Consider the following 25,761-nt stretch of genomic DNA (forward strand, 5'->3'; position numbering starts at 1 on the left):
TCATGTACTTTTATTTAACCAGTTTTACGAGCATATGAGCAAGCTTGTGTCGTTCTTCCTGCTCTCCAACTTTCCATAATTCTTTAAGTAAGTTTTCTTCAGAGTTTCGAGGTTCCTCATGTGCAGCTAAATAGTCGGCTACTTTTTCAGCTGTTTTTGCAAGAGTTTCTTCACTCATACCCATTTTTTCTCCAATTTCTACTTTGCTGTGCAAGTAGCTTTTGAATTCTTCAAAGTTAGAAAGAATTTCATCTTTCTTGCTTTCACTCATGCGGCTTGCTGTTTCCTCAACCTTACTCATGTCAACATCACGCTCTTTGTCCACCATGTGTCTGCTATCCATTTTGTTACCTCCTTGAGAATTTTGTGTATGACCTTTGTTTAACGAATGTTTTAGGCCTGTTAGTCTTTTTACCGTTTTACTGCTTTCTTAAACATTTTTGTACAGTTTACTTATTGCATATTTTCTTAGTGATTCGTCCTGTTTATGATTCTCATAATAAGGGAAGGATACTTTTGAAAGACAAGATTCAGGAGGTTATACAAATGGAAAAAGACTTACAAGCACTAATTGACGGACTAAACGAGGATCTTGCAAATGAGTACTCTGCAATTATTATGTACAATCACAATGCAGCAACAGTTTCCGGATTGTACCGTCAAATCTTAAAACCATTCTTTCAGAGTGAAATTTCGGATGAGCAGGGACATGCCCTCTACTTAGCAGAAAAAATCAAAACACTTGGCGGTACGCCAACAACTCAACCAAAGCCAGTGAAACAAGTAGAAAGCGTTCGTGAAATGCTTGAAGAAGCACGTAATGCAGAAGAAGACACAATCAGAAGATATGAAGAACGTAAAGAACAAGCATCAAATCTAAAGCTGACAGAATTAGTCGTACAGCTTGAAGACATGATTGCAGATGAAACAAAACATAAAGAAGAAATGGACCGCTTACTAAGCGATAGCCGATTCTAATTCTTAAAATAAACGATAACAAAGCACCCCATTTGATGGAGGTGCTTTGTTTATTTATTGAAGGATTGATTTTTAGTCGATCAGCAAACGCCACCTGAAGCAATTTTGTGCGACTTCACCTAAATCTTCTAAAAAGTGATAGTTGGCATATGCACCTACGATTGCACCTAATCCTGGCACCATCTGAAGCATTTTAATCAAATCAATATGATCTCGATAGTCCTGCTGCAGCTCCTGCCAATTGATCTGGTCGATGGAGCTAGGAATCTCCGGAAATTCGTTTAACGTTTCTTTCCAGAACACGACCTTTTCAAAGGCTTCTTTTCTTTTATGTGGATCGGAAAAAGCTAGACGAAACACATGTAAAATAAAAATACGTTCTCTGTAATCTTTTACATCAAGCCCATAAATGCTCGCGGCTTCAAAAAGAAACTTCATTTTTATGCCAAGAAGTAAAGGAAAATCTGCAAGTCCCAGTAAAATGCCACCGGCACCCGTACCCGCTCCTTCAACAGCAGCTGTTTTTTTATAAAAAGCGAGTCGTTCTTTTAATTTTTCATCTCTTTCACGAAGATTTGTATCGAGCATTGTCGTTCTCTTCGTTGTGTATTCTGAACCGATTAAGGTAGCTTTAATCATATGTTTCATGCTTGCTGTAATTACATCATGTACTTTTTGAGGTATTTTTTCGTTAATTTTCGTCTGGATCGACTTTGTTGCTTTGTTCCAAAGGGAAGGCTGCTTCGACATCTCGACTTCCCATTTCTTCAGCTCTTCAAAAACGTGTTGTTCGTATGTGTTCATCTAACTCCTCCTCTCAATGCTATTACGTCCGAAACAGTTTTCAAGTTTCAAGCTGATACCATTATTTTCTGCAGGCAACAGGAATGGATAGCGGAAAGTTAAAAAGATTTTCTGGATCGTATTTTGTTTTTACTTTTATTAATCTTGGTAAGTTTACAAAATAACATTGCTCTAGCCAATCTTTTATACTATTATCTTGAAAGTTAACATAAGCACCATCGGCAAAAGGCAATAACCTATTTCTTAATTTTTCTACCCATTTCGTATTTATGTTTGCTTCACTCTCATTATCCCATTTTGTTATATACAGCAAGCTGAATAAAGCTTTTCGATGCACATATGCGGTCTCTGTAGGACTAAACTGACCTGCACAACCTGAAAGGGCCTGAAGCTGCACTTTATTGTCTGGACTTGGTGAGTTGGATAGAAAGTCTTTCAAGATGCGTATTCCCTCTGGAGGCAATAGTTTTTTAGCAAAAGCTCCCGTATTTTTAAAAGGATGTGCATCCGGATCTCCATGGCTCACGGCATACTCTTCCATTCCAGGCATCATTCCCCCAAACATCTTTACTGCATCAATATAAGGAACACTTTTGATTTCGACCTTTTTCGGCGGATATGCATCGAGTAAAGGTTGAACGAGCCGCCATAATTCTATAGTCGATCCTGTAAATTCTCCAAGAGCTCGTAATTCCCCTTTATCTTTAGCAAGAATATCGATAATTGCCGTTAAACGGCAGTCTGTAAAGGGCGCCCAGCTTTGCCATGCCTCTACAACAGGTTCAAATCCCTTCCAATCCCATGTAATACTTAACGTGGATACTTGATCTATTGGGATCACATGGAAAACGAGTGACGTTACAACTCCAAAATTGCCTCCGCCACCGCCTCTAGATGCCCAGAATAAGTCAGCATTCTTTTCTTTGTTTGCTACAACGATTCTTCCCCTAGCATCCACCATCTCTACTTCTACTAATTGATCGATCAGCATTCCGTATGGACGTGTCAGCATTCCCCATCCCCCGCCTAGTGTGAGTCCTGAAAGGCCAACGGATGGACATGTACCTCCAGGTATGGTTACACCCTCTTCATATAATCTTTCGTAAAGCGGGTATAAGAGAGACCCTGCTCCTAATCTTGCCCTGTTCTTTTTATGGTCAACTTTTATATCGTTTATCTCACTAATATCGATTACTAAGCCGCCATCTAATGATGAATAAGCTTCATAGCTATGACGACCTGTACGAATTCTAAACTTGACGTTCTTCGCTCTTGCCCAGCATATTGCGTTTGAGACATCTCTTGTAGTCTGGCAAAAATTAATGATTCTTGGAAACAAGTCGTACCGTGTATTGAACTCTTCTCGTGCCAAATCATAATCTGGGTCCCCAGGTGTAACAATCCTCCCGGTTAATTTGCACTTTGACATAAGGTGGCTCCCCCTTTATAAAAAAACCGCTTCATATAAAGTATGAAAGACGCCTATGTTTTGTTATCAAATAAAAAATTCCTAACCCTTTGTTTAAGGTTAGGAAGTAAGAGAGATATGTTTTTTTGTCAGAGCTGGCAAGCGTATTAAGCTGAAGACAAATGCTGCAACAGGCATGAATAATGCAACAAGCCAGTCTCCTGTCATTACCCAATAAAACACGGCATAAACCGTTCCTTGGAGCAGCAATAAACTTTTTAACCATCTAACGAATGCGGCAATTTTCACAGCCGGCTTTATGGGATAGATGATAAAACTTACATTCCATCTGTACTGGGTGTACAGCGTGAATAATTGGAGTGACAGCATTTGAAAAAATAATAGAACTACAGCCAGCTGCCACCAACCTGCTGGGACGAGGTACAGGAATAAGAGACCTATTAAGATCAGCCTGATGTATAAACCTAAATAATCACCCGAACGGATGAACGTTTTCATATAGAGTGCTGACATGCTGTTACCTTTTTTAAAAGAAAAAGTACCAAGTGTGTTTAACCATTGTCGTTTATGAATCGTTTGTTTAAGTGCCGGGACATCCGTAAAATAGTTCGCAAGACGATAGCCCTTCATCTTCAATGTCTGCTCCTCTGCAAGAAGCATCTCCCATTGATAGCCGTGCATCTTTTTAAAGAATTCAAACACAAAATTCTTTAACACATACATGATGGCAAACATCGCGATCAAAAACAGATACGCTTCGTTAAACAGCAGATAAACATAAACAAAATTCACTATAAATCTCATGATTCGGTAATTCAATTGATGACTTTTATAAGGAAGTCTTCTTTCTTCCCAAGCAACATATAGATTAAACATTTTAGCAGTGATTAAAAAGAAACTGAAAACCGCATACATCTTCCAGCCGTCTCTAATAAATACTTGCACGATTGGCCACGTTAAGGTAAACAAAAAGAGTGTAGAGAAAGCACCTGTAAGCATTGCTGAAGAGATACTCTTGGAAAAATAGTGCTTCATTCCCGATTCTACAGGCAGCAAGAAAACAAGATCTCCTTCTTTCAGCAACGTTCGGATTGGACTTTTTGTCAGCCAGAAAGAGAAAAATACGGTTAAAATCAAAACGGCAGGAAAACCGTTAGGCAGTGCTTGGAGAAGCTTCGCATAATACACACTGCCAATCACGATAAGTAAAATTAATGAAACAATAAGTCCGCTGTTTGCCATCAAACTGAAGTATTTTAAGGTTTGGGTCAAATGAGCGTTTCGACGTTTACTCCATAATTTTGTAACATCTATCATGTTGTTTGTCCCCGTGCAACATGCAGGTAGATATCATCGAGCGTTGCATCAGTTAATCCACTTCTTGCTCTCAATTCCTGCAATGTTCCGCTAAGTACTATTCTTCCTTCGTGCATGATTAAGAAACGATCACAATATCTTTCTGCTGTAGATAAGATATGTGTCGACATGAGGATTCCCGCACCGCTGTTTTTAAAGGTAACCATATACTCAAGGAAAGACTGTATCCCTAGCGGATCTAGCCCTACAAATGGTTCATCAACTATGTAAAGCCTTGGCTCTACTAACAGCGCACAAAGAATCATCACTTTTTGCTTCATACCTTTTGAGAACTGATTCGGAAACCACTTGATTTTATTATCCATTCGAAATTCTTCCAACAATGGACGGACTCTTGTTAAAAAAGTCTTTTCCTCAAGCCCATATGCCATAGCCGTTAATTCTAGATGCTCCCATAGCGTAAGTTCTTCATATAAAATAGGCATCTCAGGAATATAGGTGAACTGGCTCCGATACTCTTCTGGTTCTTCTCTAAAGGTTTGTCCTATGATTTTTGAACTTCCAGACATCGGCTCCATCAAACCAAGAACATGCTTGATTGTCGTACTTTTACCTGCCCCGTTCAGACCAATCAGCCCTACAATTTCACTCTCTCCTACAGAAAAATCCAAGTGATGAATAACAGGCTGATTTGGCAGGTAGCCACCTGTTAAATCCGTAACTTCAAGGATAGGTTTCATCTCGTTCCCTCCTTTTTCCTATAATGGTTTACTTCCCTATTATTTACCATACTCACTGTTTTACCCGTTATGAAGCAGGCATTGGGGTTGGAGTGGGTTTTGCATAACCTTCTTTATACTTTTCATCAATCATTTTTCTGATCTCAAGAGTACTTTTTCCGGCTGCAGCTTCTTTCATGCTAACGGCTGCAATCTCGAGACAAGTGCCGCACTTTGTTCCGTGATCATCCCAAACGATTTCGCCGTCTTCTTTATTTTCCGCTACAAAGCAGTCGTAGTTATTCCTATGACCAGCAGATTCCCCACACCCGCAATAACAAGGCATGGATTCCAATACCTCTTTGAATTGAGGTGCAGCGGCATAAATGGCACCGATTTCCTTGGAATGATCCTTTAAAAAGCGGGGCATTGTATCAATCGATGCTGTTAACTCTTGTATATCTCCATTCGGAAGGTGATTTTGATGTACTGCTGAATCACTTTCATTGTGTTGCTTTTCATGCTCATGATGATCATTCTGTACTTCCTTCTTTTCATTACCACAACCTGCAATTAGGAAACCAGCTGCCAGTGTCATTGTAACGACCAGTTGTCTTCTTTTCATGGAGGTTCCTCCTTTTGTACATTCTTTCCTTATAATAGCGTAATTCTCGACCTATTTTCCATTTTTATATGTATAACATATGTGACAACTTGGACAAGATATAGTTGAAGAAGGTATCCCCCCTTCTTCAAGGAGAAAGATACAACGGTTTTAGATTTTTTATATATGCTTTCTTTTAAGGAGATGGTTCTCTTGGACTATTTAGTGCTTGAGCAATTTCAAATTCTTAACATCGAGGTGCATGGCTAAAAAATCTTATTGTTTTGTTTTCATGTTCTCCTTTCTTCTCTAACCTCTATAAGAAGGAGAGTTCTATTTATGAATAGGACTCTTCTTCTTTATTTTTTCCATAAGAAATGTGTGTTATGATAGATAAAAAAAATGAGGTGAGCTACTTGTCCCATGATTCAAACTGTATTTTTTGCAAGATTGTTGCAGGTGACATTCCATCCTACAAAGTGTACGAAGATGAAAACGTTCTTGCCTTTTTAGATATCAGCCAGGTTACAAAAGGGCATACCTTAATCATTCCAAAACAACATTCAAAAGATATCTTTGAGCTTTCTGAAGAAACAGCAGCCACTCTCTTCTCAGTCGTACCAAAGATTGCTTCAAGTATTAAACAGGCGTTTAATCCAATTGGCCTAAATATCTTAAACAATAATGGAGAAGCAGCTGGACAATCAGTGTTTCATTACCATATGCACTTTATTCCTCGGTATGGTTCTGGCGACGGTTTTGGAGCTGTATGGAAAACTCAGGACCTCCCTGCCAAAGAAATGACTGACATCGCTCAAAATATTCAAGAAAACATCAAGAACTAACCTTACATAGTAAAACTGCCTCTCAATTTTTTAGGCAGTTTTTTTTCATACATATAACACGAGGAGGAGAACAAATGGAACGCATCTATTTTCAAGCAGGACCTACAACGTTACCAAAAGAAGTGATGCTCCGAGCAAAAAAAGAATGGGATGATTTTGAAAATACAGGTTTGAACATTATGGAGCATAGCCATAGAGGTGACACGTACGAAAGTATCCATGAAGAGGCAAAAACACGGATGCGACAGTTGCTGAACATACCAGATACACATGACGTTTTATTTCTACAAGGCGGAGCCAGTTTGCAGTTTGCGATGGTTCCCATGAATTTAATCACTGCTCAAAAAACAGCAAAGTATGTTTTAACCGGTTCATGGTCAGAGAAAGCCTATAAAGAAGCGAAAAGAATTGGATCGAGTGAAATTGTCGTGTCAGGAAAAGAGACTGATTATCGTACTTTACCTCAAATGATTTATGAGTCTTTTGATAATGATGCCTACTTGCATATAACATCGAACAATACCATCTACGGCTCACAGTGGCCAGACTTAAATGCGTTCTCACACCCAGTACTTGTAGCCGATATGTCGAGTGATATTATGAGCAGACCCTTTTCTGTATCACAATATGGCTTGATTTATGCTGGTGCACAAAAAAACCTTGGTCCTGCTGGTGTAACAGCAGTTATAATCAGAAAAGATTTATTGCGGGAAAGCGAATCCATTCCCTCGATATTGTCTTATCATGTTCATGCAGAAAATAGATCTTTGTATAACACACCACCTGTCTACTCGATTTATCTTCTAAATCTTGTATTGCAATGGATGGAAGAACAAGGCGGTGTGGAAGAGATGGAACGGAGAAACAAGAAAAAAGCGGAAACTCTTTATAACGCAATTGATAACAGCTCAGGTTTTTATCAAGGCTATTGTACGCCTGAATCCAGATCCCTTATGAATGTTACGTTCAATTTAAATACAGAAGAAGCAGAGAGACATTTTATTAAAGAAAGTGAAGCCCACGGGTTTTATGGATTAAAAGGACATCGGTCTGTTGGCGGTATTCGCGCTTCAATCTATAATGCTGTATCCCAAGAGTCATGTGAGGAATTGGCAGCATTTATGCTTCATTTTCAGGAAAAATACGGTAAGTAAGCCAAATGCCTTTTCAGATACGTGTTCGTTTGATAACATAGGAGTTACTTTCGCAATAGGTCATAAGGACACTGTTGGAAAGAAATTTAGCCAAGCTATAGCTGAGGAGAGATGAGATATGAATACAAAATCATTAGCTTTAACATCCGTACTTATTGCATTGGGGTATGTTTTTCACACGGTGGTCCCGCCATTATTTTTTGGGATGAAGCCAGATTTACTGCTCGTTATGATGTTTTTAGCCATAATGCTATCACCTACAAAGCAAAACGTATTGATCGCAAGTATGGCAGCAGGTGCTATTTCTGCATTAACAACTGGAATGGCTGGCGGACAAATCGCCAACCTGGTTGAAAAGCCCATAACAGCGTTTATTTTTTTAGCCATGTTCTTGCTAGCAAAGAAAGTAAAAGTAAATGCATTTAGTGCCGTACTTTTAACGGTAGTCGGTACGATTATAAGCGGAACGGTATTCCTCTTAGTAGCAATGCTTGTAGCCGGTTTGCCTGGATCTTTATTCAGCTTCATCGGGCTGATCGTACTTCCAACAAGCGTAATAAGCGGACTGATTATGTTTTTTATTTATCCTGTTGCACAACGGTTCTCGAAACAATCCAGTTTAACCGTCTAATTCATATAAATATATAAAGAAAAAAAGCCAGTTCCTTTATGGAGCTGGCTTTACGTATGAATCTTCTTTTTCCCAGGATTGAAAGGATGAAATCTCACTGGATAATGTTTTAAACAAAAACGCTAAAACAGTTGCATCATCTAACAAACCGGCCCCTATCAGAAAATCAGGAACGGCATCTATCGGACTGACAAAATATAATAGGCCGGCCACAATGAGAACCATTGATTTTTTAGAGACGTTCCGGTAATCGCCCCTTTTGTAAGATTTCACTAAACGGACAAGGGCTTTTACTTGAGCACCTAAATCACGCAAACCTTGCTTATCCGTTTGAGACGTTTTATCCTCCGCCTTAGAAACAAGCTCACCTGTCTGGGTGGAACTTTCCAAAACTGCACTCGCTTTTTCTTTCATTTTGTTAAAATAATTGCCAATCGTATTTTGTTTTTTCACTCTTCGATCCCTCCTGTCGGGTTTTAATTATGTATACCCTGTTTTGCTATTCTTCGTCAATCCATATCATTCATTCCTCTTTTTTAATTTCGACTTCATTAAAGTACAAAACCAGTCAAAATACCAGTAAATTAGACAGATTTCTTTCTACTAAAAACTGCCCTTCTTTCGCAGTTTTCATCACTTTAAGTCTATCAACACAACGTTTTACATAATTTTTATCCGATTTCCCAATTTATCTGACCATGTCCAATCCTGACGAAATCTATCGGGAAATATTTTTATATTCGTCATTATTCTTCATAGGATTATAAGGGATATTACCGAATTTATTAGATAATAAAAGAATGAGGAGGAATTTTAAGATGTCTAAATCAAAATCTATCATTGCAGGTTTCGCATTAGGAACGGTAGTAACAGCAGCAGCTACCTTGCTATCCACTCCAAAAGCTGGGAAAGAAGTACGAAAAGATTTGAAAGAAAATATGGATAAAATGAAAACTACATTCTCCAGTATTAAGCGCGACGGTATTCAACTAAAAGAAAAGATCAGATTTGCTAAGAAAGAAAAAGAAGAAGCGATGCAAGAAACGGCTGCATCCATTATTGAAAAAAAAGATGAAGAAATGGAGCAAGAAACGAAATAACATTTTTTAAAAAAATTCTCCTTGTTTGGAGGATTTTTTTTATGTGTTAAATGCATGTATATCCTTTGACTATCCACTATATCCGTAAAAAGATGTATAACTTCTTTACTAAAAAATACGTAAAAATTGAAAAAATTTACTTTCTTATTATAGGAAATACTGGCATAATGAGGAATAGGATGTGTTTTATAAGATGGAGGGGCATTTTAAAAATGAACAAAGATCAATTATACAGTTTTCAAGAAGCCATGATCTATAGTCACAAACTTTCGCAGATTAGCAAAGCTTTATGGAAGAGCGTTGAGAAAGACTGGCAAAACTGGATTAAAGATTACGGATTAAATATCAACGAACACCATATTCTCTGGATTGCTCATCATCTGGAAGGTGCTTCGATTTCTGATATCGCTAAATTCGGGGTCATGCATGTTTCCACAGCCTTTAACTTTTCGAAAAAACTTGAAGAACAAGGTTACCTTACATTCTCGAAAAAAGAAGACGACAAACGCAATACATACATATGCTTAACACCTAAAGGCGAAGAGCTATTGCTGCAAACTTTAAGTACTTACGACCCAGCAAAATTCGGTGTATTTAGTGCATCATTGCCAATTAAAGATCTTTTCGGCAGCTTCCCTGAGTTTCCAGAACTGATGTCTATCATACGAAACTTATACGGTGATGATTTTATGTCTATTTTTAGTAAACTAGAAGAAAAAATCGAAGAGTCGCTCGGTGAGCAAAAGCCTGCACCTGTTATTATTGCAGCTGAGGAAATTGCCTCAACTCATTCGTAACGTATCGAAAGCTCGTAAAGTTTTTCCATTAAAGAGATATGCTTTCCTTGATGTATAAGAGCCTGAATGGTTTCTCTCGGATTAAGCTTTGGTGTTAACATACCTGCAAAATGGATTAAAAGCGGTGTGTAATGAACAAAGCCTTCTTCTGCCTGCATCAAATATGTTTTCTCAAGCTCATCGCAAAGAAGAAGGATGTCGTTCACTTCTTTTTCGGTGAGCTTTTTTTCCATCACTAGCCTGAAAAATGGATACGACGTGAGATCGACACTTTCAATCGTGAGCTGATTATAAAATTCTAGTCTCTCTAACCTCTCCTCAACCGTCTCCATACTTACCCTGCTTTCTAGTCAATCTATGTCTATATTATAATCCAACTTCCTCCATTTGGATATGAATTATTTTTGTATAATTGGGTTGCACGAGCATTCCTCATTTTTTTACGAGTGAACCGAAAAGCACCTTCAATTTTGTGAAATACCTAAAGGGTAGTCTCAATTATTTTGTCGTATATACGCCGAACTGTATAGAATTCTTTTTTAAATCGAACTTCTCTGTTTTAATGGCATAACCCGGTTTCGTTTTCATTTCTGTTATTTTCATCAAGATACTTTCATCAGACGGGTAAACATCGACCCAATCTGGAAAATCTATCGTATTTTTTAACAGCGTAAATACTTCGTCCCCTGGTAAAGGAAACCGTCCAACCTGAATATCCTTTTCTTTTAACAGCAGATCGCCGTTCTCCATCACTTCTGGCTCAAAGATGATTTGGTATGGCAGTTCCTGATTAAATGCTACAAAAGATCCATTCAAAACAGCTTCATCACGTAAATTCACATAAACGTTCACGTTAGGCGCTTTTTTCCTTAGCTCTTGATTTATTAAATCCTCCACCTGTTCTTTCTCTGTATGTATGCTCAACAGCTTTTGATTTGCCGTTACATCTGAACCTAGTTGACTGCGATCAAGCTCATTCGCCTTTGGATCAGTGAAAAGCAACACCCCAACTGTAACCGGAATGGCTAATGTAAGAAGCAATAGGATAAAAAAGGCCGTTCTCCATCTATTTCTCATCTTATCTCCCCTTGTGATAAGTAATTTTTCTATTCATATTCCACATATTTTGGTAAAGTTAAACAAGTAGTACATGTTGGAGGTTTTTATATGGCTGGCTATATCTTCGTCTTTTTAGCACCTGTGTTCTTATTTGTATTTAATTCGCTCACCCATAAACTATGTGATAAGAAAAACATGTCAAGTAAACAGCAGGATTCTGTTTATCGTACCATAAATGTTTCTATAACCATTCTGCTCATTTCTTCCTACCTTTCAAACGTCTTATGAAAATTTTACATAGTAAAAGGGGGAACCAGTTTGCTTTCCCCCTTGTGTTTCCTTAACATTCATACTCTACACCTATTGATTATTATAGTAAAGCACAACACGATGATATTGAATCTGCTACTAAATGAGACGTCTTACGTAATCCTCTACAAAAAGATTCGGTAAGACAACCAGCCATTTAGATTAGCAGAAACAAGCAGCACCTACGATAATCAATAAGATAAACAACACTACAATTAAAGCAAAGCCTTTTCCATGTCCGTAGCCCATGTTGCCACCTCCTTCACTAATCTGTACACTATCCTATGCAGCACGAGTAAGACACGCATAGGCATACGCCCTGTTATTATTGAAATTTTGTTACATTCATCTTTTAGCAGTAAGCAGCACCTATAATGATGAGAAGGATAAATAGAACAATAAGTATTGTAAATCCTCCCCCACAACCGTACCCGTACCCATAACCATAGCTCATCATCATACCTCCCTTTTCTTTCTCCATATCATATAGATAAACGCCCTGTTTTGATTAGACGAATGACCCGGTTTTTAAAATTTTTTTTTAAACTTAAGAAAAAAAACTCTTGTATATAGATTTGTATATCGAACATAATGTGTAAATTTTCTCATATTTCGTTTATTGAATAGGAATACCAAGAGCGTTTATGCTATAGTAAAAGATGTTAAATTATTACTTCACAGTAGGAGTGTTTGCAAATGAAAAAATGGATGTTATCTTTAGGGCTTACAGCGGGGCTTATCTCGTTATCCGCTTGTAATAACGCAGGTGCTGACTCAGAAGCTATCGTTGAATCAAAAGCTGGAGATATTACAAAAGAAGAGTTTTATAATAAGATGAAAGATCAGTATGGTGATCAAGTACTTGGCCAGATGATCGATGAAATGGTACTTGAAGACAAATACAAAGTAACAGACAAAGAGATTGATAAAGAAATTGAAAAGATTAAAGAAGAGCTTGGAGGAGAAGATGCGTTCAAGCAAGCCCTTGAGCAAAATGGCTTAAATGATGAAAAACAATTAAAAGAACGCGTAAAGTCTATGCTTTTAAATGAAAAAGCGGCAACTGAAGGCGTTAAAATTTCTGAAGACGAAATGAAGAAGGTCTTCGAAGAAAAATACAAAACAGAAGTAAAAGCGAGCCACATTCTTGTAGATGACGAGAAAACAGCAAAAGAAGTTCAAAAGAAACTGAACGAAGGCGGAGATTTCGCGAAATTAGCGGAAGAATACTCTAAAGACCCTGGTTCTAAATCTAAAGGCGGAGACCTTGGCTTCTTCGGTAAAGGTGCAATGGTTCCTGAATTTGAGAAAGTAGCGTTCACTCTTGATAAAGGTGAAACAAGCGACCTTGTAAAGTCTGATTACGGTGTACACATTATTAAAGTAACGGACAAGCGTGAAAACAAGTTTGAAGATAAGAAAGAACAAATCGAACAAGAATTGAAACAACAAAAAGCGAAGCCAATCACAGAAATCCTTGAAACTCTTCGCAAAAAAGCTGACGTTAAGGTGAAAGATAAAGAATTAAAAGAAAAGATGGAAAAGAAAGCTGAGCAACCAGAGCAGCCTGCAATGCCACAACAATAATAAAATAAAAAGACCTGCCATCTCGGCAGGTCTTTTTTATTCACCTGAAGCTTTTTGATCCTCTTCAACAAAACCATTATTGATTAAGTATGCCTCATCTCTTGCCTTTGCGTGTTCAATGCGCTTCATATACACTTTTCCTTCTTCTTCAATGACCTTTTGTTCGATGGCTCGATCTTCTTGAAATAAAGTTACTACTCGGAATCCGCTATAAATAATGCCGCAAAGCACAAAATACATCCACCATGGAGTCATTGTAAAAATTTTGCTTACTCCTGCCGAATATTCTTTCAATACAAATGCAGCAATGAGTATCGCACCAAAAAATAAAGCAGCATATCCTTTCATCGATAAACTCCCCCTTTTGTTAGACAAGCTTTTACTCAAGTCTATGAAGGAACAGAGAAAGATATGTCACGAAAGTACAGGTTCAGTCTTGTTCTCTGATTTAGAATTAGACTTAGTTTTCTTCTCGAATGCTCGGAACATGATGAAATATATGCCTGCACTCATAACCGCTAATAGAAAAAGAAGGTTAAACGTGTTTTCAAATCCAATCCACATCGTTAATGGAATAGAAATTGGAGCAATGGTACGCCCAATGGTAAAGCGAAGACCGGCTGCAGCAAAGTATTGACCTCTCATATTTTCTGGAGCGAGTTTAGAAATAAAGCTTTCCTGTATGCCGACTACCATCAACTCTGCAATCGTAAAGATGACCATCGCAGCAAATAGAATCCACATCATCGTCGTGCTGCCAAAAACGAGCATAGATACACCATATAGAAGTGCTGATGTGATAAATACTCTTCCTTCACGGAAACGGTTCATCCATCTGGCCATCCACACGGTACAGAGTGCAACCATTAGACCGTTTAAGGAGATTAAGTATCCAAAAACTTTTTCACCGGTCAATGAGATATCCCAGCTGCCAAACGAAAATAGGGATTGATCCGGTACTTTTTCAGTTGTGTAGATCGCTAAAAGCAGATCCATTTGCATAAATGTTTGGGCAACAAGAATTCCTGCAAAGATAAACAGCAAAAATAATTTGTCGCTTGCAATGACACGGTAATCTTTAAGCTGCTCCCAAACCGCTTCATACCATTTTTTATCAGGACCTACCTGTTCAAGTACTTCTTTCTTTACCGGTACAGTTTCTCTGATGTATTTCGCTAGTACGATTGCCAAAATGACACTGACGATCAAACAGGCGATTAAAAGTTCAAACCGATAAGAGAAAAAGAAGATACTTCCGAGCACAGGGCCAAAAACGACAGATATATTCATTGATGTATAGAACACCGCAAATACTTCTGTTCTATGCTTCTCCTCCACGACGTCAGCAATCATCGCGTGACTTGCCGGCCAGTAAAGAGATCCAAATAGACCAAGAGTCGAAAATGCGATAAACGTTAAAATAGGTGAATCTAACCAAGGAGAGTTTGCCAGAACAAAGAATATGAAGGTAATCGCCTGTCCCCAGGCAGAGATAACCATCATTTTCTTTCGTCCATATTTATCTGCACAATATCCGCCTACGAGATTCGCAAAGACACCTACAACCTGTGAAAGCACAAGCAAAATTCCGGCAGATTCTTTGCCAAGCTCATCTGAAAAATAGATAGCCATAAACGGGAAGAACATCCAAAATAACAGACTAACGAAAAACTCACCGATCAATCTTACTTTAATATTTGTATCCCAGTCTTTCCATTTCATGTTGTTCACTCTTTTCTTGTAATAAAATATCTGATACATACCTTCTTTTTGAGTACTTTAGAAGTGGATAATGGGATCATTTTTAATAAAAATAAAAAAGCCCATGGATAAGCACCTCTACAATGTGCATTCCACAGACTTTTTGTAAAAAGGCTGCCTATGACACATGAAAGATCGCTCAAAAGAAGGTAGAATGCATGCTAAATAAGCCTTTCCTAATCGGATTGGTCGTTATTTAGCTTGCTTTCCTGCCTTAATCTGAACAATGCTTTTCATGAGTCATTGCCTCCTAATATTCTTAATCTAACTTTCCAATTCCAAATTTATCATAATTTCAAGCAATTCACAATCGTTTTCTGGATATTAATTTTTTATTAATTCTGTTTGGAATTGCGGCTTATACAGTGAACGGTTTTCAAGAGCAAACTGTTTTTCAGTAAATTCTCCAGGCTGCACTTTTTCAAGAGCACGGTCCATCATGTTCATTCGCGCATCAAAATTATCAATCATATGAAGAATCTCTGCTTCTCTGATTAAAGGCTGTTTCGGACTGCCCCACTCTGGTTTGCTGTGATGACTGAGAACAAGATGCTGAAGAACAGTAACTTCTTCACCTTCAATCTCAAGCTCACTTGCTGCCATTCCGATTTCATTAACCATAATGGTTATATGACCAAGTAATTTGCCTTCAAGCGTGTAAGACGCTGCAACAGGTCCTGATAATTCAATAACTTTACCGAGATCGTGTAGGATAATCCCTGAATAAAGGAGATCTGTGTCCAATGAAGGGTATAGCTTACTAAATGCCTTTGCCATGTTCAGCATTGAAACAACATGGTATGCAAGGCCTGAAACAAATTCATGATGATTCTTAACAGCAGCTGGGTACTCTAGAAACTCGGTCTGATGCTTTTTCAGAAGATGTCGGGTGATTCGCTGGATATTCGGGTTCTTCATCTCAAATATGTATTGCGTAATCGTCTCAACCATCGCTTCTTGTGTAAGTGGAGCTGTTTCCAGAAAATCGCTTACTTTTACTCCATCAAGCTCCGTTGCAGGGCGGATCGCTTTAAGCTTAAGCTGCATTTTTCCTCTGTAGTTCCCCATCTCACCAGACAGTTTTACGATTTCTTGAGCAGCATAAAGCCCTTCATCTTCTGGAGAACTATCCCACAATTTTGCTTCAACATCACCTGATTGATCTTGCAGGATTAATGTTAAAAATGGTTTCCCGTTGCTGGCCGTTCCTTTTACAGAAGATTTAATTAGAAAAAAACCGTCAACCATTTCTCCCACTTTATAAAATGCAAGTCCTTTTTTCATATTCCACCCCGCCTTTCTTTGTTTTCAGTATAGCATATCAGCTAATATATCTACGTGTATGAACACTAGAGTAATGAAATGTTTTCGTTTTTATCTTTATACCTTCTCATTAATAGGAAGCCTGATTTGAAAAGCGACGCCTGATTCCGTATTGTGTGCTTCTGCTGTTCCCCCATGAAGCTCAGCGATTCGTTTAACTATGGCAAGTCCTAGTCCGAACTGTCCCTTATTTCCTTTACGAAATGGCTGAAAAATCTCTTCTCCAGAAACACCTGTTAGCTTTTCTCCATCATTATAAACTTCAATGATCAAGTAATTGCCTTTGTAAAAGGAAGAAAGCCGGATCGTCTGATCAGCATAGCGCAATGCATTTTGAACGAGATTATCGAGCAGGATGCTCCACTGTTCTTGGTCACCGAATATCTTATAGTGGCTTCCTGTAATGTCAAAATGAATATCTTCACGCTGGTATTTGAAACGCTCGACTATATCTTCTGCAAGGTCACCAAATCGGAAATGTTCCTTAGTGACAATATCTAGTTTCATAGCATCCAATTTTGTGTAGTACAGCATGTTTTTCACACGCTTCTCCATTCTCTCTGTCTCTTTTAATATGACATCCATCATATCTTCTGTCGTTTTCTTAGGCATGATGCCATCTTTCACAGACTGGGCGTAACTTTTGATCGTCATAATCGGTGTTTTCAGCTCATGTGAGGCATGCTGGATAAATGTCTTCTGAGCATGATCATGTCTAAGCAGATTCTGCCTCATCTCCTCAAACTGTTTCGACAAGACGTAGAACTCATCATCCCCCTTCCAATGAAAGGGTTCCTGCCAGTTTCTTTTCGCAATCTGCTCGAATCGCTTCCCAAGAATCGCTAATGGAGAACGGAGGTACCTTGCAAGCCAAATGGCGGGCAAGATGGAAAAGATACCGGTGAAAAGCAAGATCAATACAAGTCTTAACCAAAGACGGTTCACCATTTGATCACGATATGTATCCCACATATAGGAAATCAAATAAACTTTCTCATCTAAAACGTTGGTTTTTGTAGAGATCACATAAAAAAGGGTAGCATTTTTATAAGTCAACTCGTATCTGCCCTGCGTTTTCTTCTGTTCGTACGCTTTCTCAGCCATTTCCACTAATACCTCTTGCGGAACAAAATCTCCTTCCGTGGCATACTGATCAACGATAAGAATATGTCCTACCGAGTGGCCTGCATTTTTTCTTTCATAAAAGTCGATAGAAGATTCCCCTTTTTGAGGGAACTGCATTTTTGGGTCAAGCACAGTTTTTTGACCGTTTTCGATAATTCGATAGGTTTCTTCAGTCATTGTATCTTTTATGGAAAGCGGGTAGATTATGGCTGTCAAAAGTCCTATCGTGAACAGCAGCAGTCCGAACGAGAGCCAGATTCGCTGAGAGAGATTTAATCGAATCATGATGGAATGATCCGATATCCTGAACCATATACCGTTTCCAAGTTCAGCCTCGGCATTTTTTTCCGAACACGGCGAATCACATCGTCAACAGCTCGTTCTGACCCAAAATAATCGTCTCCCCAGACAGATTCCAATATTTCTTCTCGCTTTCGGGATTTCCCCTTGTTCTCGATTAAGTAGAGCAGCACGTCTATTTCTTTGCCTGTTAAGTTGATTATTTCTCCTTCACGCGTAATCTTTCTCGAGATCGGATCTATCCTGTATCCAGTAATTTCAATTACTTGCGGCACCTGATTTCCTGTTTCATAGATTCTTGTTAATAGTTTTTTTACGCGGATCACAAGCTCTCTTGGCATAAAAGGTTTTGCCAAATAATCATCACTTCCCATTTCAAGTCCGACAATCCGGTCAAGATCCTGATCTCTAGCTGAGATAAAGATAACAGGTGTATCTTGATTTTTTTTAATCTCTTTTATCATTTCATAGCCGTCCATTCCTGGCAGCATAATATCCAAAATCCATAGATGGGGAGGGGATTCTTCAGAACACTTCAATGCATCTTCTCCATTATGAAAAACGGATACACTCCATCCCTCTTTTTCCATATACGCTTTTAAAACATGTGCAAGATCTTGCTCATCCTCTACTAAATAAACGGAATAGTCATTTGACATGGGCCGTCCCCTCCTTTTTTAACTAATACTAAAACGACTGCCCCATTGAATAAATGGTACAGAAGGAATGAGAGATTCAAGATGAGAGTGGCATGTAAAATATAGAACTTGCCGATTTAGTGCTACCTCTTGAATGAGTGACAGGGTCTTTCTCGTTCTCTTCTCATCAAAGTTCACAGCGATATCATCCATAAAAATCGGAAAACCTGCTGGACCCGCGTTCGCAGCTACTGCCAGTCTGATAGACAAGTACACTTGCTCTGCCGTTCCCCTGCTTAATTCATGGGGGTAATAGCGAGATCCATCTGCTTTTACGACTGCCAATTCATCTGTTTCTGTATAGATGATAGATTGATATTCACCTTCTGTTATCTTACTAAAATACTCACTGGAAGTCTTTAAAACTGCTGGCAGTTTTGTTTGTTGATACTCTTCTTTAACTTTTTGAAGTGCATGCTGTGCAAGACGATAACTTGCCCACTTTTTCACGAAATTGTTCCATTCTTCTTTTAATAGCTCGAACCGATGCATATGCTCAGAATAGCTGCCGTCCTCCAGAAGTTTCTTCATTTCCCACTCAAGTTTGGCTTTGTCTTCTGTAAGCGTCGTGAGTTCGGTCTGCCATTTTACTTCTTTATTTTCACAGTACTCAAGATGCTGAAGCGTTTGATCATATTGCTCGGTTATCTTCTCGGCCATCTTCTCAATTTCAGAAGCTGAAAACCCGAGGGATAACAGCTGATTGTACAGCATATCTCTGTCTTCCACGAGCTTTGTATATGTAGCGACATCTTTCCCTTTTTTGTAATATTCTTCCTCATTATGAACACCAGCGTCTTTCCACAAATGTTCAATTTGGATCTGAATATGTTGAATCTGTTTGTGCAGTCCTTCTTTTCTCTCTAAAAGTTCTGTAAGGTTTCTTCGGAGATGATCTCTTTCTGTTACGCTCTGCAACTGCTTCTCTAATTTCGAATGAAGTCGGGTAACCTGTTCCACAAACGTATTTGAAGTCTCTTCATTAAACGCCGAAGAGAGCTGCAGTGCTTTACTTTCGTAAGAAATCCATTCATCTTTCATTTGCTGAAGCTTTTGTGCAGCGTTTTGCTTCTTTTTCATAAGCTCTTTTAATTTATAGAGACTATTCACATACCCTGACACTAGTAATCTGTCGAGCTCACTTGTATAACCATTTTCTTTAGCCCAACTTTCTGCACGTTCTAATAAGCGTACCTCTTCTATTTCTAAGTAATCGAGTTGCTTTGCAATTTGTAAATAAACATTATTTTCATGTGCCAGCACGGCTTCTAACTGAATCCATAGCTTTCTGTTCTCAAGCTCTTTTAACCATTTTTGATCTGTATACTGAACCTCATTGAGAGAGTTTGCTGTTTTCTTTTTCATTCCATTTAGTGCTGTCATCAAACCTGTTAACAGCAAAACAAGAAAACCGCCATAAAAAACCGATGAGTTATCGGTTGACCACCCAGACCAGATCAGAACAGCGGCAGAAATAAAGGGCAGCCATACAGCATATAAAGGAAATGAATTTTTTTGATTCTTCTTGTTCTGTTCCTTTTCATAACGTTCGTATTCTTCTTGAGGTAAAAGGCGTGCTTTCAGGTCTGATTGTTCTTTTTCAAAACCTTCAAGCTTTACTCTGGATTCTTCCAGATCGCCTTCTAGCCTTCTTTTTCTCTCTTGAATGTTCACTTTTTGTTTTAGTAATTCCTCATGTTCATGTAAAGATGAAAGAGTGAAGGACAATTCACTTAATTCTTTTTCACCCCATGTTTCACCAATTGAAGCACTAAGGTCTTTTTCTTCAACCTGAAGTTGATCGATACTCTTCTCCAGATCGTGCATTTGTTTTTGTAAAAGCTCAACATGTGATCGTTTATTAAACAATTGTTTAATTTCCTTCTGTAGCGCAAAAAACGCTTCATTCACCTCAAGTGCATTCTCTGCGTTCTTGACGTGTGAAATCCTTTCTTCTATATATTGAAGTTCTCCATTTAATAAGGAAACTTCTTTTTTCCATTGCTCAAACCGATTTATTCCATTTTCAGGAAAAACTATTTCTGATGAAACAAATGGCTTTAGTTTTTGTGAGAATTGTTTATATTTTTCTAAAACGGGCTGAAGCTCAAATAATCGCTTAAGTAACCTGCGTTCTTGTTGAACCTCCTTTAACTCTCCGAAAAGCGATTGACTTCTTTTTTCCAGGTTCTCTTTTTGGGTCTTGATATGCTGGTAATTTTCATTCTTTTCCCGATACTCGCTCAAGGATTTTTCTATTCGCTTTAATTGTTCCAGCTTTTCATTAATAAGAGGCTTTTTACCCGCCTTTTTAAATAATTCCGATTGTTTCTTTTCAAACGTTTGTTCAATTTCAAGAAGATCACGATCCCCGGAGATAGCCGTACTGATTAAAAAATTCCCAAGTTCTTCAGAGGTTAATTTATCGAGCTTTTGCAGTCCATCAAGTCCAAAGCAATAAGCACCTTGAAAAAGAGATTGATCCATTCGGTCTAATAGCTGACTTAAAAAGGGCTCTTCTTTTAGCTCTCCGGTTTCATTGTAAATCGTAACCTCTCCAGCCACTTTGGAACCTTCAATTCTTTCTATCGTCCAAATTCCCCATTTGGGGTGATCGATGATAAGCTTACCTCCCATGCGATTTCCGTTCTTTGGTTCATACCGTCGTTGGGATTGATTTTTAGTTGGAAACCCAAATAAGATGCATCTTATAAAATCCATCAATGTAGTCTTACCCGCTTCATTTTCTCCAAACAGCCATTGGAATCCAGTTTTCTCCAATGTTATTTTGCAATTTTGCAACACACCAAAGTGATAGATATGAAGAAAAACGATTTTCATGATTTCACCTACCCTTTATTAAGCTCTGCTAATAATAGTTGCTCAGCTTGTTTCGTTATCTCTTCCCAATCCTCATGACCTAGTGAAATATGTTTTCTTGCGGTTTTGTGTGTGATTAGTTCAGCTAACGCTATTTCACGTTCCCCTTCATCCTGTAAAACATGTAATACATCTTGAAAAAAAGCAGATTGCTTTAAAGACAGCTCATTCTGTTTTGAAGGAAGGGTATCATTTTTAATGGTAACAACGTATACAAAGGAACTCTCCACATCCTCTTCCCGCAGGATTCCTTCAAGCTCTTCAATAAACGATCCATCAAGTAGTTCAGGATATAAAGGAGTATGTCCCGATAATGTGATGATTAAGAACACACCTTTCTGATCCTGTCTGTATGTATCTTTAATTTCTTCACAATACGTGATGACTTCTTGCAGCCGTTCAAAGTTTTCTAATTGAATAACTGCTTCATGCCATTCAATATCGGATGTGGATACAAATCTGCTGCTCGCCTGGTTTTCATGAAGTGTAACGATATAACCACCTTTTTCTCCCGTTTCACCACTATGTCTTCCTTGTATGTTCCCTGAATAGCGCACAGGTGGTTCATCATTCAGATCCATTTTTTTATGAATATGGCCCAGAGCCCAATAATCGTATCCCTTCTTCAACAACTCAGATAGTAGAAATGGTGCATATCGGCTGTGTCCGCTGTACCCATCTGCTTGACCATGTAATACTCCGATATGGTAAAAGCCGTCTTTCTTTTCTGGATAATGTTGGGTTCGGTTATCTGTAATAGCTGATGTTTCATAGCTAAACCCATGAATGCGAGCAATCGTCTTGCCTTCTTTCTCATAAGATAATGTCTGGATAGCATTGCCTTCAAAAAAATGAACATTCTTCGGCCAATCCAGTGTAATCCATTGTCCATCAAGGGGATCATGGTTGCCATGACTAATATATACTTGTATGTTATGAGTCTCTAATCTCACGAAACAATTTTTCAAAAAAGATTGAGCTTTTAAGCTTCGCTGTCCGCTGTCATATAAATCACCAGCAATGATGACAAAATCAACTTCTTCCTTTATAGCTAAATCTACAAGTCTTTTAAATGACAGAAACGCACTGTCAAATAACCGCAGAAACAACCCTTCAGGCAAGGAGGAAAGCCCCTTAAACGGACTGTCTAAATGCAAGTCTGCACAATGTAAAAATTTAATCATTCTACTCACCCTTTTTTCTACCATTCTTCCCCTCATTTTAACATATATACGAAAACACGTTCGCTAATTTCTCATAATAAAAAGGAAAGCAAGTGTGCTTTCCCATCAAAGATTTATATTCCAGTTGAATCTTTCTTTTCTTGTTTTGATAAAAGCATTGCCTGTTTAAACAGTTTTAAAGATGGTGCGTTTCCGTACATAAGAACACCTCCGCGATACACACGTGCTCCAATAACGGCAAAAAGCAGTATAGCACCCACAAGCACACCAATTCCAAGTGCCACTTCCCAAACAGGTAATGATAGCATTCCAACACGCAGCAGCATAAGCATTGGAGTAAACAACGGGAAGTAAGAAGCGGCCGCAACAAAGCCAGACTCCGGATTTTCTCTTCCATACATGGCAATCATGAATGCAGCAACGATTACGATTACGACAGGTGTCATAATGTTGTTCACTTCTTCTACCCTGCTGATCAATGAGCCAATCATAGCAAATAGTGTCGCATACAGAAAAAATCCTAACACGAAGAAAAGAAGAGCGTATACTACTAAAGAAACGGGAATTTCATTGAGCTTAAGCTCTTGAATAATACTTTCATTTTTTCCACTCAGCTGTCCGTTCAACTTAACCGCAGCATAACCTCCCGCAATAATAACGGCTAACTGGGTAAGAGCAATGAGGACGATTCCAAATATTTTTCCAAACATTTGTTTAACCGGTGAGACACTTGAGATTAAAATCTCCATCACTCTTGACGATTTTTCCGTTGCTACTTCTACCGCGATCATACTTCCGTACATCATAACGGACATGTACATGAAGAAAAGAAGAACGTATACGAGAATATATACTTGCGCTGCTTCTTCTTCGCTCTTAGCAGTCGTAGATAGCGATTCTTTATTGAATGAGACAGGCAAATAAATGGCTGCCAGCTGTTCTTGGTTCAAACCGATTGATTCAGCTGCAGCTTTATTCTTGATCTGTTGCAATGCCATCTCTAAATCCGTAATCAGATCCTGTTTTGTTACATCTTCAGCTTTGTAAGTCCCGGTTACAATACCAGCCGCGTCTTTATCCAAAATCAAAAGACCATCATATTCACCTGTTCGCACAAGCTTTTCTGCGTCTTTTTCAGATTTGGTAACCTCTTTAGCCTCAAGCTCATCACCAGCTTGCTTTAAATGTGTTTGCAGGGCTGTAAAGGTCTCCCCCGTTTTATCAATAACTCCGACGTGTGATACTTCATCTCCATTAAACATTTTTGTGATTTGATTCATGTTCGTGACGACAAATAATAATAGAATCGTAATCAGCGTAGAGATGATAAAGGGTTTTGACTTAATCTTCGAACGATATGTATGCATCATAACGGTCAAAAACTTACTCATGAACGACACCTACCTTTTCGATAAAAATATCATTCAATGAAGGTTCTTCGAGTTCAAACTTTCTAACAAATCCTTTTGATTGAATGGCTAGGAATAATTCGTTCGCAGCTTCTTCTCGTTCTACCTGCAATATAATTCCGTCAGCTGTCAAACGGTGTTTAACAACCCCATTCGTATCTTTTAAGTAACTTAGATCAAAGTCTGCTTTTACAGATACGTTCTTCTTTCCGAAAGAGCGTTTAATATCTTTTAAGTTTCCTTGAACAACTGATCTCCCCTTATGCATGATGCATAAATGCTCACAGAGTTCTTCAACATGTTCCATTCTATGACTGGAAAAAACGATTGTTGTACCTTCCTTTTTCAGCTCATGAACGGCGTTTTTTAATAGCTCTACGTTAACTGGATCTAAGCCGCTAAAAGGTTCATCTAAAATTAATAACTCTGGTCGATGGATAACCGCCGCAATAAATTGTATTTTTTGCTGATTTCCTTTTGAAAGAGATTCTACTTTTTTGTTCAAATATTCATCTGCTCCAAATCGCTTTAACCAATTCTCTGTTTGTTCTTGGATAAGTGAACGTGACATTCCTCGCAGTTGTCCTAAATAAATAAGCTGTTCCCTAACCGTCAGTTTTGGATACAAGCCTCTTTCTTCTGGAAGATAACCTACTACATCACTTGTCTCATATGAAATTTCTTTCCCATTCCACGTAATTGAACCTTCTGTTGGTGTTAATAATCCTAGGATCATTCTGAAGGTAGTGGTCTTGCCCGCACCGTTCGCTCCTAGCAATCCAAAGATCTCTCCACTCGGAATCTCTAGGTTTAATCCGTCAACAGCCGTAAAGACACCAAATTTTTTCCGAACTTCGTTTATGGTAAGCATAAAATCCCCTCCCGTTGTAAAATATACCATATTATTCCTAATACGTGATGTATTCTGCGAAGTTTCATACAATTTAATGTGGTTTTGCAGGAAATAATCCGGTTAACGTGGAAATCATTTTTTAGATACGAAAGGAGTTAACAACCATGAATACATATGTATTGACTGCCTACGAAAAGAACGGGGATAAAGTATTGGATGAAAATATTTCAGCATCCAATGATCGTGAAGCAAAACAACGGGGAGAAGCCCGTTTGGCTGAACTAAACTTACAAGAAAAAACGCATCGTCTGACTTCACCAAAGGGACAGCTGCTTCTTTTCCACCGCTAATGAATCTTACGGAAACGAGGGGAAAAAAAGTGAGTGAAGTTTTTATTCGTGAAGCTCGGTATGAAGACAGTTATGAACTTTCCTATTTGATGGGGGAACTCGGATATCCGACATCTCCTGAAGAAATGACTGAACGTTTAGAAACACTTCTCCCAAATGAAGCATACGCCTGTTTTGTTGCTTGTATAAACGATCAAGTCATCGGGATGATTGGTCTTACAATAGGAATCTTCTTCGAAAAAAATGGCTGTTATGCTAGAATCTCGGCTCTGGTAGTTAGTGAAGAATTTAGAGGAAACGGAATCGGCAAGCAGCTTGTCCGGTATGGAGAAGAATGGGCTAAAGAGCAAGGCGCAACTGCCATCTTGCTCAATAGCGGAAAACACCGGACAGATACTCATGAGTTTTACAGAAGCTTAGATTATGATGATACAGGCTTACGTTTTATTAAAGTAATGCTGTAAAAAACATAAAAAAGACCGGCTGCTTGATCTAGCGCCGGTCTTCTTTCGTTTCCGTTCCATTTTTGACCCCGTAATGTCTTT

The 25,761-nt window shown here is 38.5% G+C and carries 30 protein-coding genes; 10 read left to right on the plus strand and 20 right to left on the minus strand.

Translation table 11 applies throughout. The annotated features are described in order from the left end of the window. Positions 1 to 10: 10 nt before the first annotated feature. Positions 11 to 301: a DUF3243 domain-containing protein gene (locus KUV80_RS14930; protein ID WP_425308993.1), complete on the minus strand. Its 291-nt coding sequence runs from the start codon at positions 299 to 301 to the stop codon at positions 11 to 13. Positions 302 to 546: 245 nt separating this feature from the next. Here KUV80_RS14930 and KUV80_RS14935 point away from each other — a divergent pair, with 245 nt between their 5' ends. Next, a complete protein-coding gene (locus KUV80_RS14935; protein ID WP_077363426.1) occupies positions 547 to 978 on the plus strand; it encodes a ferritin-like domain-containing protein in 432 nt (143 codons plus the stop codon). A 72-nt stretch (positions 979 to 1,050) separates the two neighbouring features. On the opposite strand, the gene KUV80_RS14940 is transcribed toward KUV80_RS14935, so the two are convergent. The 5 genes from KUV80_RS14940 to KUV80_RS14960 all read right to left on the minus strand — a co-directional run bounded on the left by KUV80_RS14940 (position 1,051) and on the right by KUV80_RS14960 (position 5,872). Continuing rightward, positions 1,051 to 1,782: an EcsC family protein gene (locus KUV80_RS14940; RefSeq protein WP_222463529.1), complete on the minus strand. Its 732-nt coding sequence runs from the start codon at positions 1,780 to 1,782 to the stop codon at positions 1,051 to 1,053. A 61-nt stretch (positions 1,783 to 1,843) separates the two neighbouring features. Then, positions 1,844 to 3,211 carry an FAD-binding oxidoreductase gene (locus tag KUV80_RS14945; protein WP_222463530.1) on the minus strand — a complete coding sequence of 456 codons (1,368 nt, stop codon included), beginning with the start codon at positions 3,209 to 3,211 and terminating at the stop codon, positions 1,844 to 1,846. A gap of 99 nt (positions 3,212 to 3,310) precedes the next feature. Continuing rightward, positions 3,311 to 4,528 carry an ABC transporter permease gene (locus tag KUV80_RS14950; protein WP_222463531.1) on the minus strand — a complete coding sequence of 406 codons (1,218 nt, stop codon included), beginning with the start codon at positions 4,526 to 4,528 and terminating at the stop codon, positions 3,311 to 3,313. Then, a complete protein-coding gene (locus tag KUV80_RS14955; RefSeq protein ID WP_222463532.1) occupies positions 4,525 to 5,268 on the minus strand; it encodes an ABC transporter ATP-binding protein in 744 nt (247 codons plus the stop codon). The genes KUV80_RS14950 and KUV80_RS14955 overlap by 4 nt, the downstream gene beginning before the upstream one ends. 67 nt (positions 5,269 to 5,335) lie before the next feature. Then, a complete protein-coding gene (locus tag KUV80_RS14960) occupies positions 5,336 to 5,872 on the minus strand; it encodes a PCYCGC domain-containing protein (protein ID WP_222463533.1) in 537 nt (178 codons plus the stop codon). 395 nt (positions 5,873 to 6,267) lie between these two features. Here KUV80_RS14960 and KUV80_RS14965 point away from each other — a divergent pair, with 395 nt between their 5' ends. The 3 genes from KUV80_RS14965 to KUV80_RS14975 all read left to right on the plus strand — a co-directional run bounded on the left by KUV80_RS14965 (position 6,268) and on the right by KUV80_RS14975 (position 8,481). Beyond that, entirely contained in the window at positions 6,268 to 6,696 is a 429-nt protein-coding gene (locus KUV80_RS14965; protein WP_246625235.1) for an HIT family protein, read from the plus strand. A gap of 74 nt (positions 6,697 to 6,770) precedes the next feature. Beyond that, entirely contained in the window at positions 6,771 to 7,850 is a 1,080-nt protein-coding gene (gene serC, locus KUV80_RS14970; RefSeq protein WP_222463535.1) for a phosphoserine transaminase, read from the plus strand. Between the two features lie 118 nt (positions 7,851 to 7,968). Beyond that, the gene (locus tag KUV80_RS14975; RefSeq protein ID WP_222463536.1) at positions 7,969 to 8,481 is read left to right on the plus strand and encodes a tryptophan transporter; all 513 of its coding nucleotides are present in this window, start codon (positions 7,969 to 7,971) and stop codon (positions 8,479 to 8,481) included. A gap of 36 nt (positions 8,482 to 8,517) precedes the next feature. Here KUV80_RS14975 and KUV80_RS18845 read toward each other — a convergent pair whose 3' ends face one another. Next, positions 8,518 to 8,934 carry a YkvA family protein gene (locus KUV80_RS18845; RefSeq protein WP_222463537.1) on the minus strand — a complete coding sequence of 139 codons (417 nt, stop codon included), beginning with the start codon at positions 8,932 to 8,934 and terminating at the stop codon, positions 8,518 to 8,520. Positions 8,935 to 9,299: 365 nt separating this feature from the next. Between KUV80_RS18845 and KUV80_RS14985 the strand changes: the two genes are divergently transcribed. Beyond that, a complete protein-coding gene (locus KUV80_RS14985) occupies positions 9,300 to 9,581 on the plus strand; it encodes a YtxH domain-containing protein (RefSeq protein WP_222463538.1) in 282 nt (93 codons plus the stop codon). A gap of 212 nt (positions 9,582 to 9,793) precedes the next feature. Further along, positions 9,794 to 10,378, plus strand: coding sequence for an HTH-type transcriptional regulator Hpr (locus tag KUV80_RS14990; RefSeq protein ID WP_222463539.1), 585 nt, complete (start codon positions 9,794 to 9,796; stop codon positions 10,376 to 10,378). Here KUV80_RS14990 and KUV80_RS14995 read toward each other — a convergent pair. Further along, positions 10,369 to 10,710, minus strand: coding sequence for a DUF1878 family protein (locus KUV80_RS14995; RefSeq protein ID WP_222463540.1), 342 nt, complete (start codon positions 10,708 to 10,710; stop codon positions 10,369 to 10,371). The two genes, KUV80_RS14990 and KUV80_RS14995, sit on opposite strands and share 10 nt — an antisense overlap. Positions 10,711 to 10,876: 166 nt before the next feature. Next, positions 10,877 to 11,455, minus strand: coding sequence for a YpmS family protein (locus tag KUV80_RS15000; RefSeq protein ID WP_222463541.1), 579 nt, complete (start codon positions 11,453 to 11,455; stop codon positions 10,877 to 10,879). Positions 11,456 to 11,545: 90 nt separating this feature from the next. Between KUV80_RS15000 and KUV80_RS15005 the strand changes: the two genes are divergently transcribed. Next, positions 11,546 to 11,725: a hypothetical protein gene (locus tag KUV80_RS15005; protein ID WP_222463542.1), complete on the plus strand. Its 180-nt coding sequence runs from the start codon at positions 11,546 to 11,548 to the stop codon at positions 11,723 to 11,725. Between the two features lie 183 nt (positions 11,726 to 11,908). Here the strand turns inward: KUV80_RS15005 and KUV80_RS15010 are convergent, their stop codons facing one another. Together KUV80_RS15010 and KUV80_RS15015 are read right to left on the minus strand one after the other, a co-directional pair. After that, positions 11,909 to 11,995 (minus strand): YjcZ family sporulation protein, encoded by an 87-nt coding sequence (locus KUV80_RS15010; protein WP_130297031.1) that lies wholly within the window; start codon positions 11,993 to 11,995, stop codon positions 11,909 to 11,911. 103 nt (positions 11,996 to 12,098) lie between these two features. Further along, the gene (locus KUV80_RS15015; RefSeq protein ID WP_425308941.1) at positions 12,099 to 12,227 is read right to left on the minus strand and encodes a YjcZ family sporulation protein; all 129 of its coding nucleotides are present in this window, start codon (positions 12,225 to 12,227) and stop codon (positions 12,099 to 12,101) included. Positions 12,228 to 12,442: 215 nt separating this feature from the next. Here KUV80_RS15015 and KUV80_RS15020 point away from each other — a divergent pair, with 215 nt between their 5' ends. Continuing rightward, on the plus strand, positions 12,443 to 13,333 hold the full coding sequence (locus KUV80_RS15020) for a peptidylprolyl isomerase (protein ID WP_222463544.1): 891 nt from the start codon (positions 12,443 to 12,445) through the stop codon (positions 13,331 to 13,333). Between the two features lie 36 nt (positions 13,334 to 13,369). On the opposite strand, the gene KUV80_RS15025 is transcribed toward KUV80_RS15020, so the two are convergent. The 9 genes from KUV80_RS15025 to KUV80_RS15065 all read right to left on the minus strand — a co-directional run bounded on the left by KUV80_RS15025 (position 13,370) and on the right by KUV80_RS15065 (position 24,884). Continuing rightward, on the minus strand, positions 13,370 to 13,681 hold the full coding sequence (locus KUV80_RS15025) for a sporulation YhaL family protein (RefSeq protein ID WP_222463545.1): 312 nt from the start codon (positions 13,679 to 13,681) through the stop codon (positions 13,370 to 13,372). A gap of 66 nt (positions 13,682 to 13,747) precedes the next feature. Further along, on the minus strand, positions 13,748 to 15,055 hold the full coding sequence (locus KUV80_RS15030; RefSeq protein WP_222463546.1) for an MDR family MFS transporter: 1,308 nt from the start codon (positions 15,053 to 15,055) through the stop codon (positions 13,748 to 13,750). A gap of 363 nt (positions 15,056 to 15,418) precedes the next feature. Next, a complete protein-coding gene (gene yhaM, locus KUV80_RS15035) occupies positions 15,419 to 16,378 on the minus strand; it encodes a 3'-5' exoribonuclease YhaM (RefSeq protein WP_222463547.1) in 960 nt (319 codons plus the stop codon). Between the two features lie 96 nt (positions 16,379 to 16,474). Continuing rightward, positions 16,475 to 17,827 (minus strand): sensor histidine kinase, encoded by a 1,353-nt coding sequence (locus KUV80_RS15040; RefSeq protein ID WP_222463548.1) that lies wholly within the window; start codon positions 17,825 to 17,827, stop codon positions 16,475 to 16,477. Beyond that, positions 17,824 to 18,501 (minus strand): response regulator transcription factor, encoded by a 678-nt coding sequence (locus tag KUV80_RS15045; RefSeq protein ID WP_222463549.1) that lies wholly within the window; start codon positions 18,499 to 18,501, stop codon positions 17,824 to 17,826. The genes KUV80_RS15040 and KUV80_RS15045 overlap by 4 nt, the downstream gene beginning before the upstream one ends. An 18-nt stretch (positions 18,502 to 18,519) precedes the next feature. Beyond that, positions 18,520 to 21,381 (minus strand): ATP-binding protein, encoded by a 2,862-nt coding sequence (locus tag KUV80_RS15050; RefSeq protein WP_222463550.1) that lies wholly within the window; start codon positions 21,379 to 21,381, stop codon positions 18,520 to 18,522. 8 nt (positions 21,382 to 21,389) lie between these two features. After that, a complete protein-coding gene (locus tag KUV80_RS15055; protein ID WP_222463551.1) occupies positions 21,390 to 22,604 on the minus strand; it encodes a metallophosphoesterase family protein in 1,215 nt (404 codons plus the stop codon). Between the two features lie 113 nt (positions 22,605 to 22,717). Further along, positions 22,718 to 23,995, minus strand: coding sequence for an ABC transporter permease (locus KUV80_RS15060; protein ID WP_222463552.1), 1,278 nt, complete (start codon positions 23,993 to 23,995; stop codon positions 22,718 to 22,720). Next, entirely contained in the window at positions 23,988 to 24,884 is an 897-nt protein-coding gene (locus tag KUV80_RS15065) for an ABC transporter ATP-binding protein (protein ID WP_222463553.1), read from the minus strand. Before KUV80_RS15065 ends, KUV80_RS15060 begins: the two co-directional genes overlap by 8 nt. A 146-nt stretch (positions 24,885 to 25,030) precedes the next feature. On the opposite strand from KUV80_RS15065, the gene KUV80_RS15070 reads away from it, so the two are divergent. Further along, the gene (locus KUV80_RS15070; protein ID WP_222463554.1) at positions 25,031 to 25,216 is read left to right on the plus strand and encodes a YhzD family protein; all 186 of its coding nucleotides are present in this window, start codon (positions 25,031 to 25,033) and stop codon (positions 25,214 to 25,216) included. Positions 25,217 to 25,245: 29 nt separating this feature from the next. Next, positions 25,246 to 25,680: a GNAT family N-acetyltransferase gene (locus KUV80_RS15075; protein WP_338083508.1), complete on the plus strand. Its 435-nt coding sequence runs from the start codon at positions 25,246 to 25,248 to the stop codon at positions 25,678 to 25,680. The last annotated feature ends 81 nt before the right edge of the window (positions 25,681 to 25,761 follow it).

The organism is Fictibacillus nanhaiensis, assembly GCF_019801215.1.
Classification (GTDB): Bacteria; Bacillota; Bacilli; order Bacillales; family Fictibacillaceae; genus Fictibacillus; species Fictibacillus nanhaiensis_C.

What these genes read in the sequence shown, in the direction of transcription:
- KUV80_RS14930 (WP_425308993.1), bottom strand. Translation starts at nt 301, where the DNA reads ATGAGTAAGGTTGAGGAAACAGCAAGCCGCATGAGTGAAAGCAAGAAA.
- KUV80_RS14935 (WP_077363426.1), top strand. Translation starts at nt 547, where the DNA reads ATGGAAAAAGACTTACAAGCACTAATTGACGGACTAAACGAGGATCTT.
- KUV80_RS14940 (WP_222463529.1), bottom strand. Translation starts at nt 1,782, where the DNA reads ATGAACACATACGAACAACACGTTTTTGAAGAGCTGAAGAAATGGGAA.
- KUV80_RS14945 (WP_222463530.1), bottom strand. Translation starts at nt 3,211, where the DNA reads ATGTCAAAGTGCAAATTAACCGGGAGGATTGTTACACCTGGGGACCCA.
- KUV80_RS14950 (WP_222463531.1), bottom strand. Translation starts at nt 4,528, where the DNA reads ATGATAGATGTTACAAAATTATGGAGTAAACGTCGAAACGCTCATTTG.
- KUV80_RS14955 (WP_222463532.1), bottom strand. Translation starts at nt 5,268, where the DNA reads ATGAAACCTATCCTTGAAGTTACGGATTTAACAGGTGGCTACCTGCCA.
- KUV80_RS14960 (WP_222463533.1), bottom strand. Translation starts at nt 5,872, where the DNA reads ATGAAAAGAAGACAACTGGTCGTTACAATGACACTGGCAGCTGGTTTC.
- serC (WP_222463535.1), top strand. Translation starts at nt 6,771, where the DNA reads ATGGAACGCATCTATTTTCAAGCAGGACCTACAACGTTACCAAAAGAA.
- KUV80_RS14975 (WP_222463536.1), top strand. Translation starts at nt 7,969, where the DNA reads ATGAATACAAAATCATTAGCTTTAACATCCGTACTTATTGCATTGGGG.
- KUV80_RS14985 (WP_222463538.1), top strand. Translation starts at nt 9,300, where the DNA reads ATGTCTAAATCAAAATCTATCATTGCAGGTTTCGCATTAGGAACGGTA.
- KUV80_RS14990 (WP_222463539.1), top strand. Translation starts at nt 9,794, where the DNA reads ATGAACAAAGATCAATTATACAGTTTTCAAGAAGCCATGATCTATAGT.
- KUV80_RS14995 (WP_222463540.1), bottom strand. Translation starts at nt 10,710, where the DNA reads ATGGAGACGGTTGAGGAGAGGTTAGAGAGACTAGAATTTTATAATCAG.
- KUV80_RS15000 (WP_222463541.1), bottom strand. Translation starts at nt 11,455, where the DNA reads ATGAGAAATAGATGGAGAACGGCCTTTTTTATCCTATTGCTTCTTACA.
- KUV80_RS15005 (WP_222463542.1), top strand. Translation starts at nt 11,546, where the DNA reads ATGGCTGGCTATATCTTCGTCTTTTTAGCACCTGTGTTCTTATTTGTA.
- KUV80_RS15010 (WP_130297031.1), bottom strand. Translation starts at nt 11,995, where the DNA reads ATGGGCTACGGACATGGAAAAGGCTTTGCTTTAATTGTAGTGTTGTTT.
- KUV80_RS15015 (WP_425308941.1), bottom strand. Translation starts at nt 12,227, where the DNA reads ATGGAGAAAGAAAAGGGAGGTATGATGATGAGCTATGGTTATGGGTAC.
- KUV80_RS15020 (WP_222463544.1), top strand. Translation starts at nt 12,443, where the DNA reads ATGAAAAAATGGATGTTATCTTTAGGGCTTACAGCGGGGCTTATCTCG.
- KUV80_RS15025 (WP_222463545.1), bottom strand. Translation starts at nt 13,681, where the DNA reads ATGAAAGGATATGCTGCTTTATTTTTTGGTGCGATACTCATTGCTGCA.
- KUV80_RS15030 (WP_222463546.1), bottom strand. Translation starts at nt 15,055, where the DNA reads ATGAAATGGAAAGACTGGGATACAAATATTAAAGTAAGATTGATCGGT.
- yhaM (WP_222463547.1), bottom strand. Translation starts at nt 16,378, where the DNA reads ATGAAAAAAGGACTTGCATTTTATAAAGTGGGAGAAATGGTTGACGGT.
- KUV80_RS15040 (WP_222463548.1), bottom strand. Translation starts at nt 17,827, where the DNA reads ATGATTCGATTAAATCTCTCTCAGCGAATCTGGCTCTCGTTCGGACTG.
- KUV80_RS15045 (WP_222463549.1), bottom strand. Translation starts at nt 18,501, where the DNA reads ATGTCAAATGACTATTCCGTTTATTTAGTAGAGGATGAGCAAGATCTT.
- KUV80_RS15050 (WP_222463550.1), bottom strand. Translation starts at nt 21,381, where the DNA reads ATGAAAATCGTTTTTCTTCATATCTATCACTTTGGTGTGTTGCAAAAT.
- KUV80_RS15055 (WP_222463551.1), bottom strand. Translation starts at nt 22,604, where the DNA reads ATGATTAAATTTTTACATTGTGCAGACTTGCATTTAGACAGTCCGTTT.
- KUV80_RS15060 (WP_222463552.1), bottom strand. Translation starts at nt 23,995, where the DNA reads ATGAGTAAGTTTTTGACCGTTATGATGCATACATATCGTTCGAAGATT.
- KUV80_RS15065 (WP_222463553.1), bottom strand. Translation starts at nt 24,884, where the DNA reads ATGCTTACCATAAACGAAGTTCGGAAAAAATTTGGTGTCTTTACGGCT.
- KUV80_RS15070 (WP_222463554.1), top strand. Translation starts at nt 25,031, where the DNA reads ATGAATACATATGTATTGACTGCCTACGAAAAGAACGGGGATAAAGTA.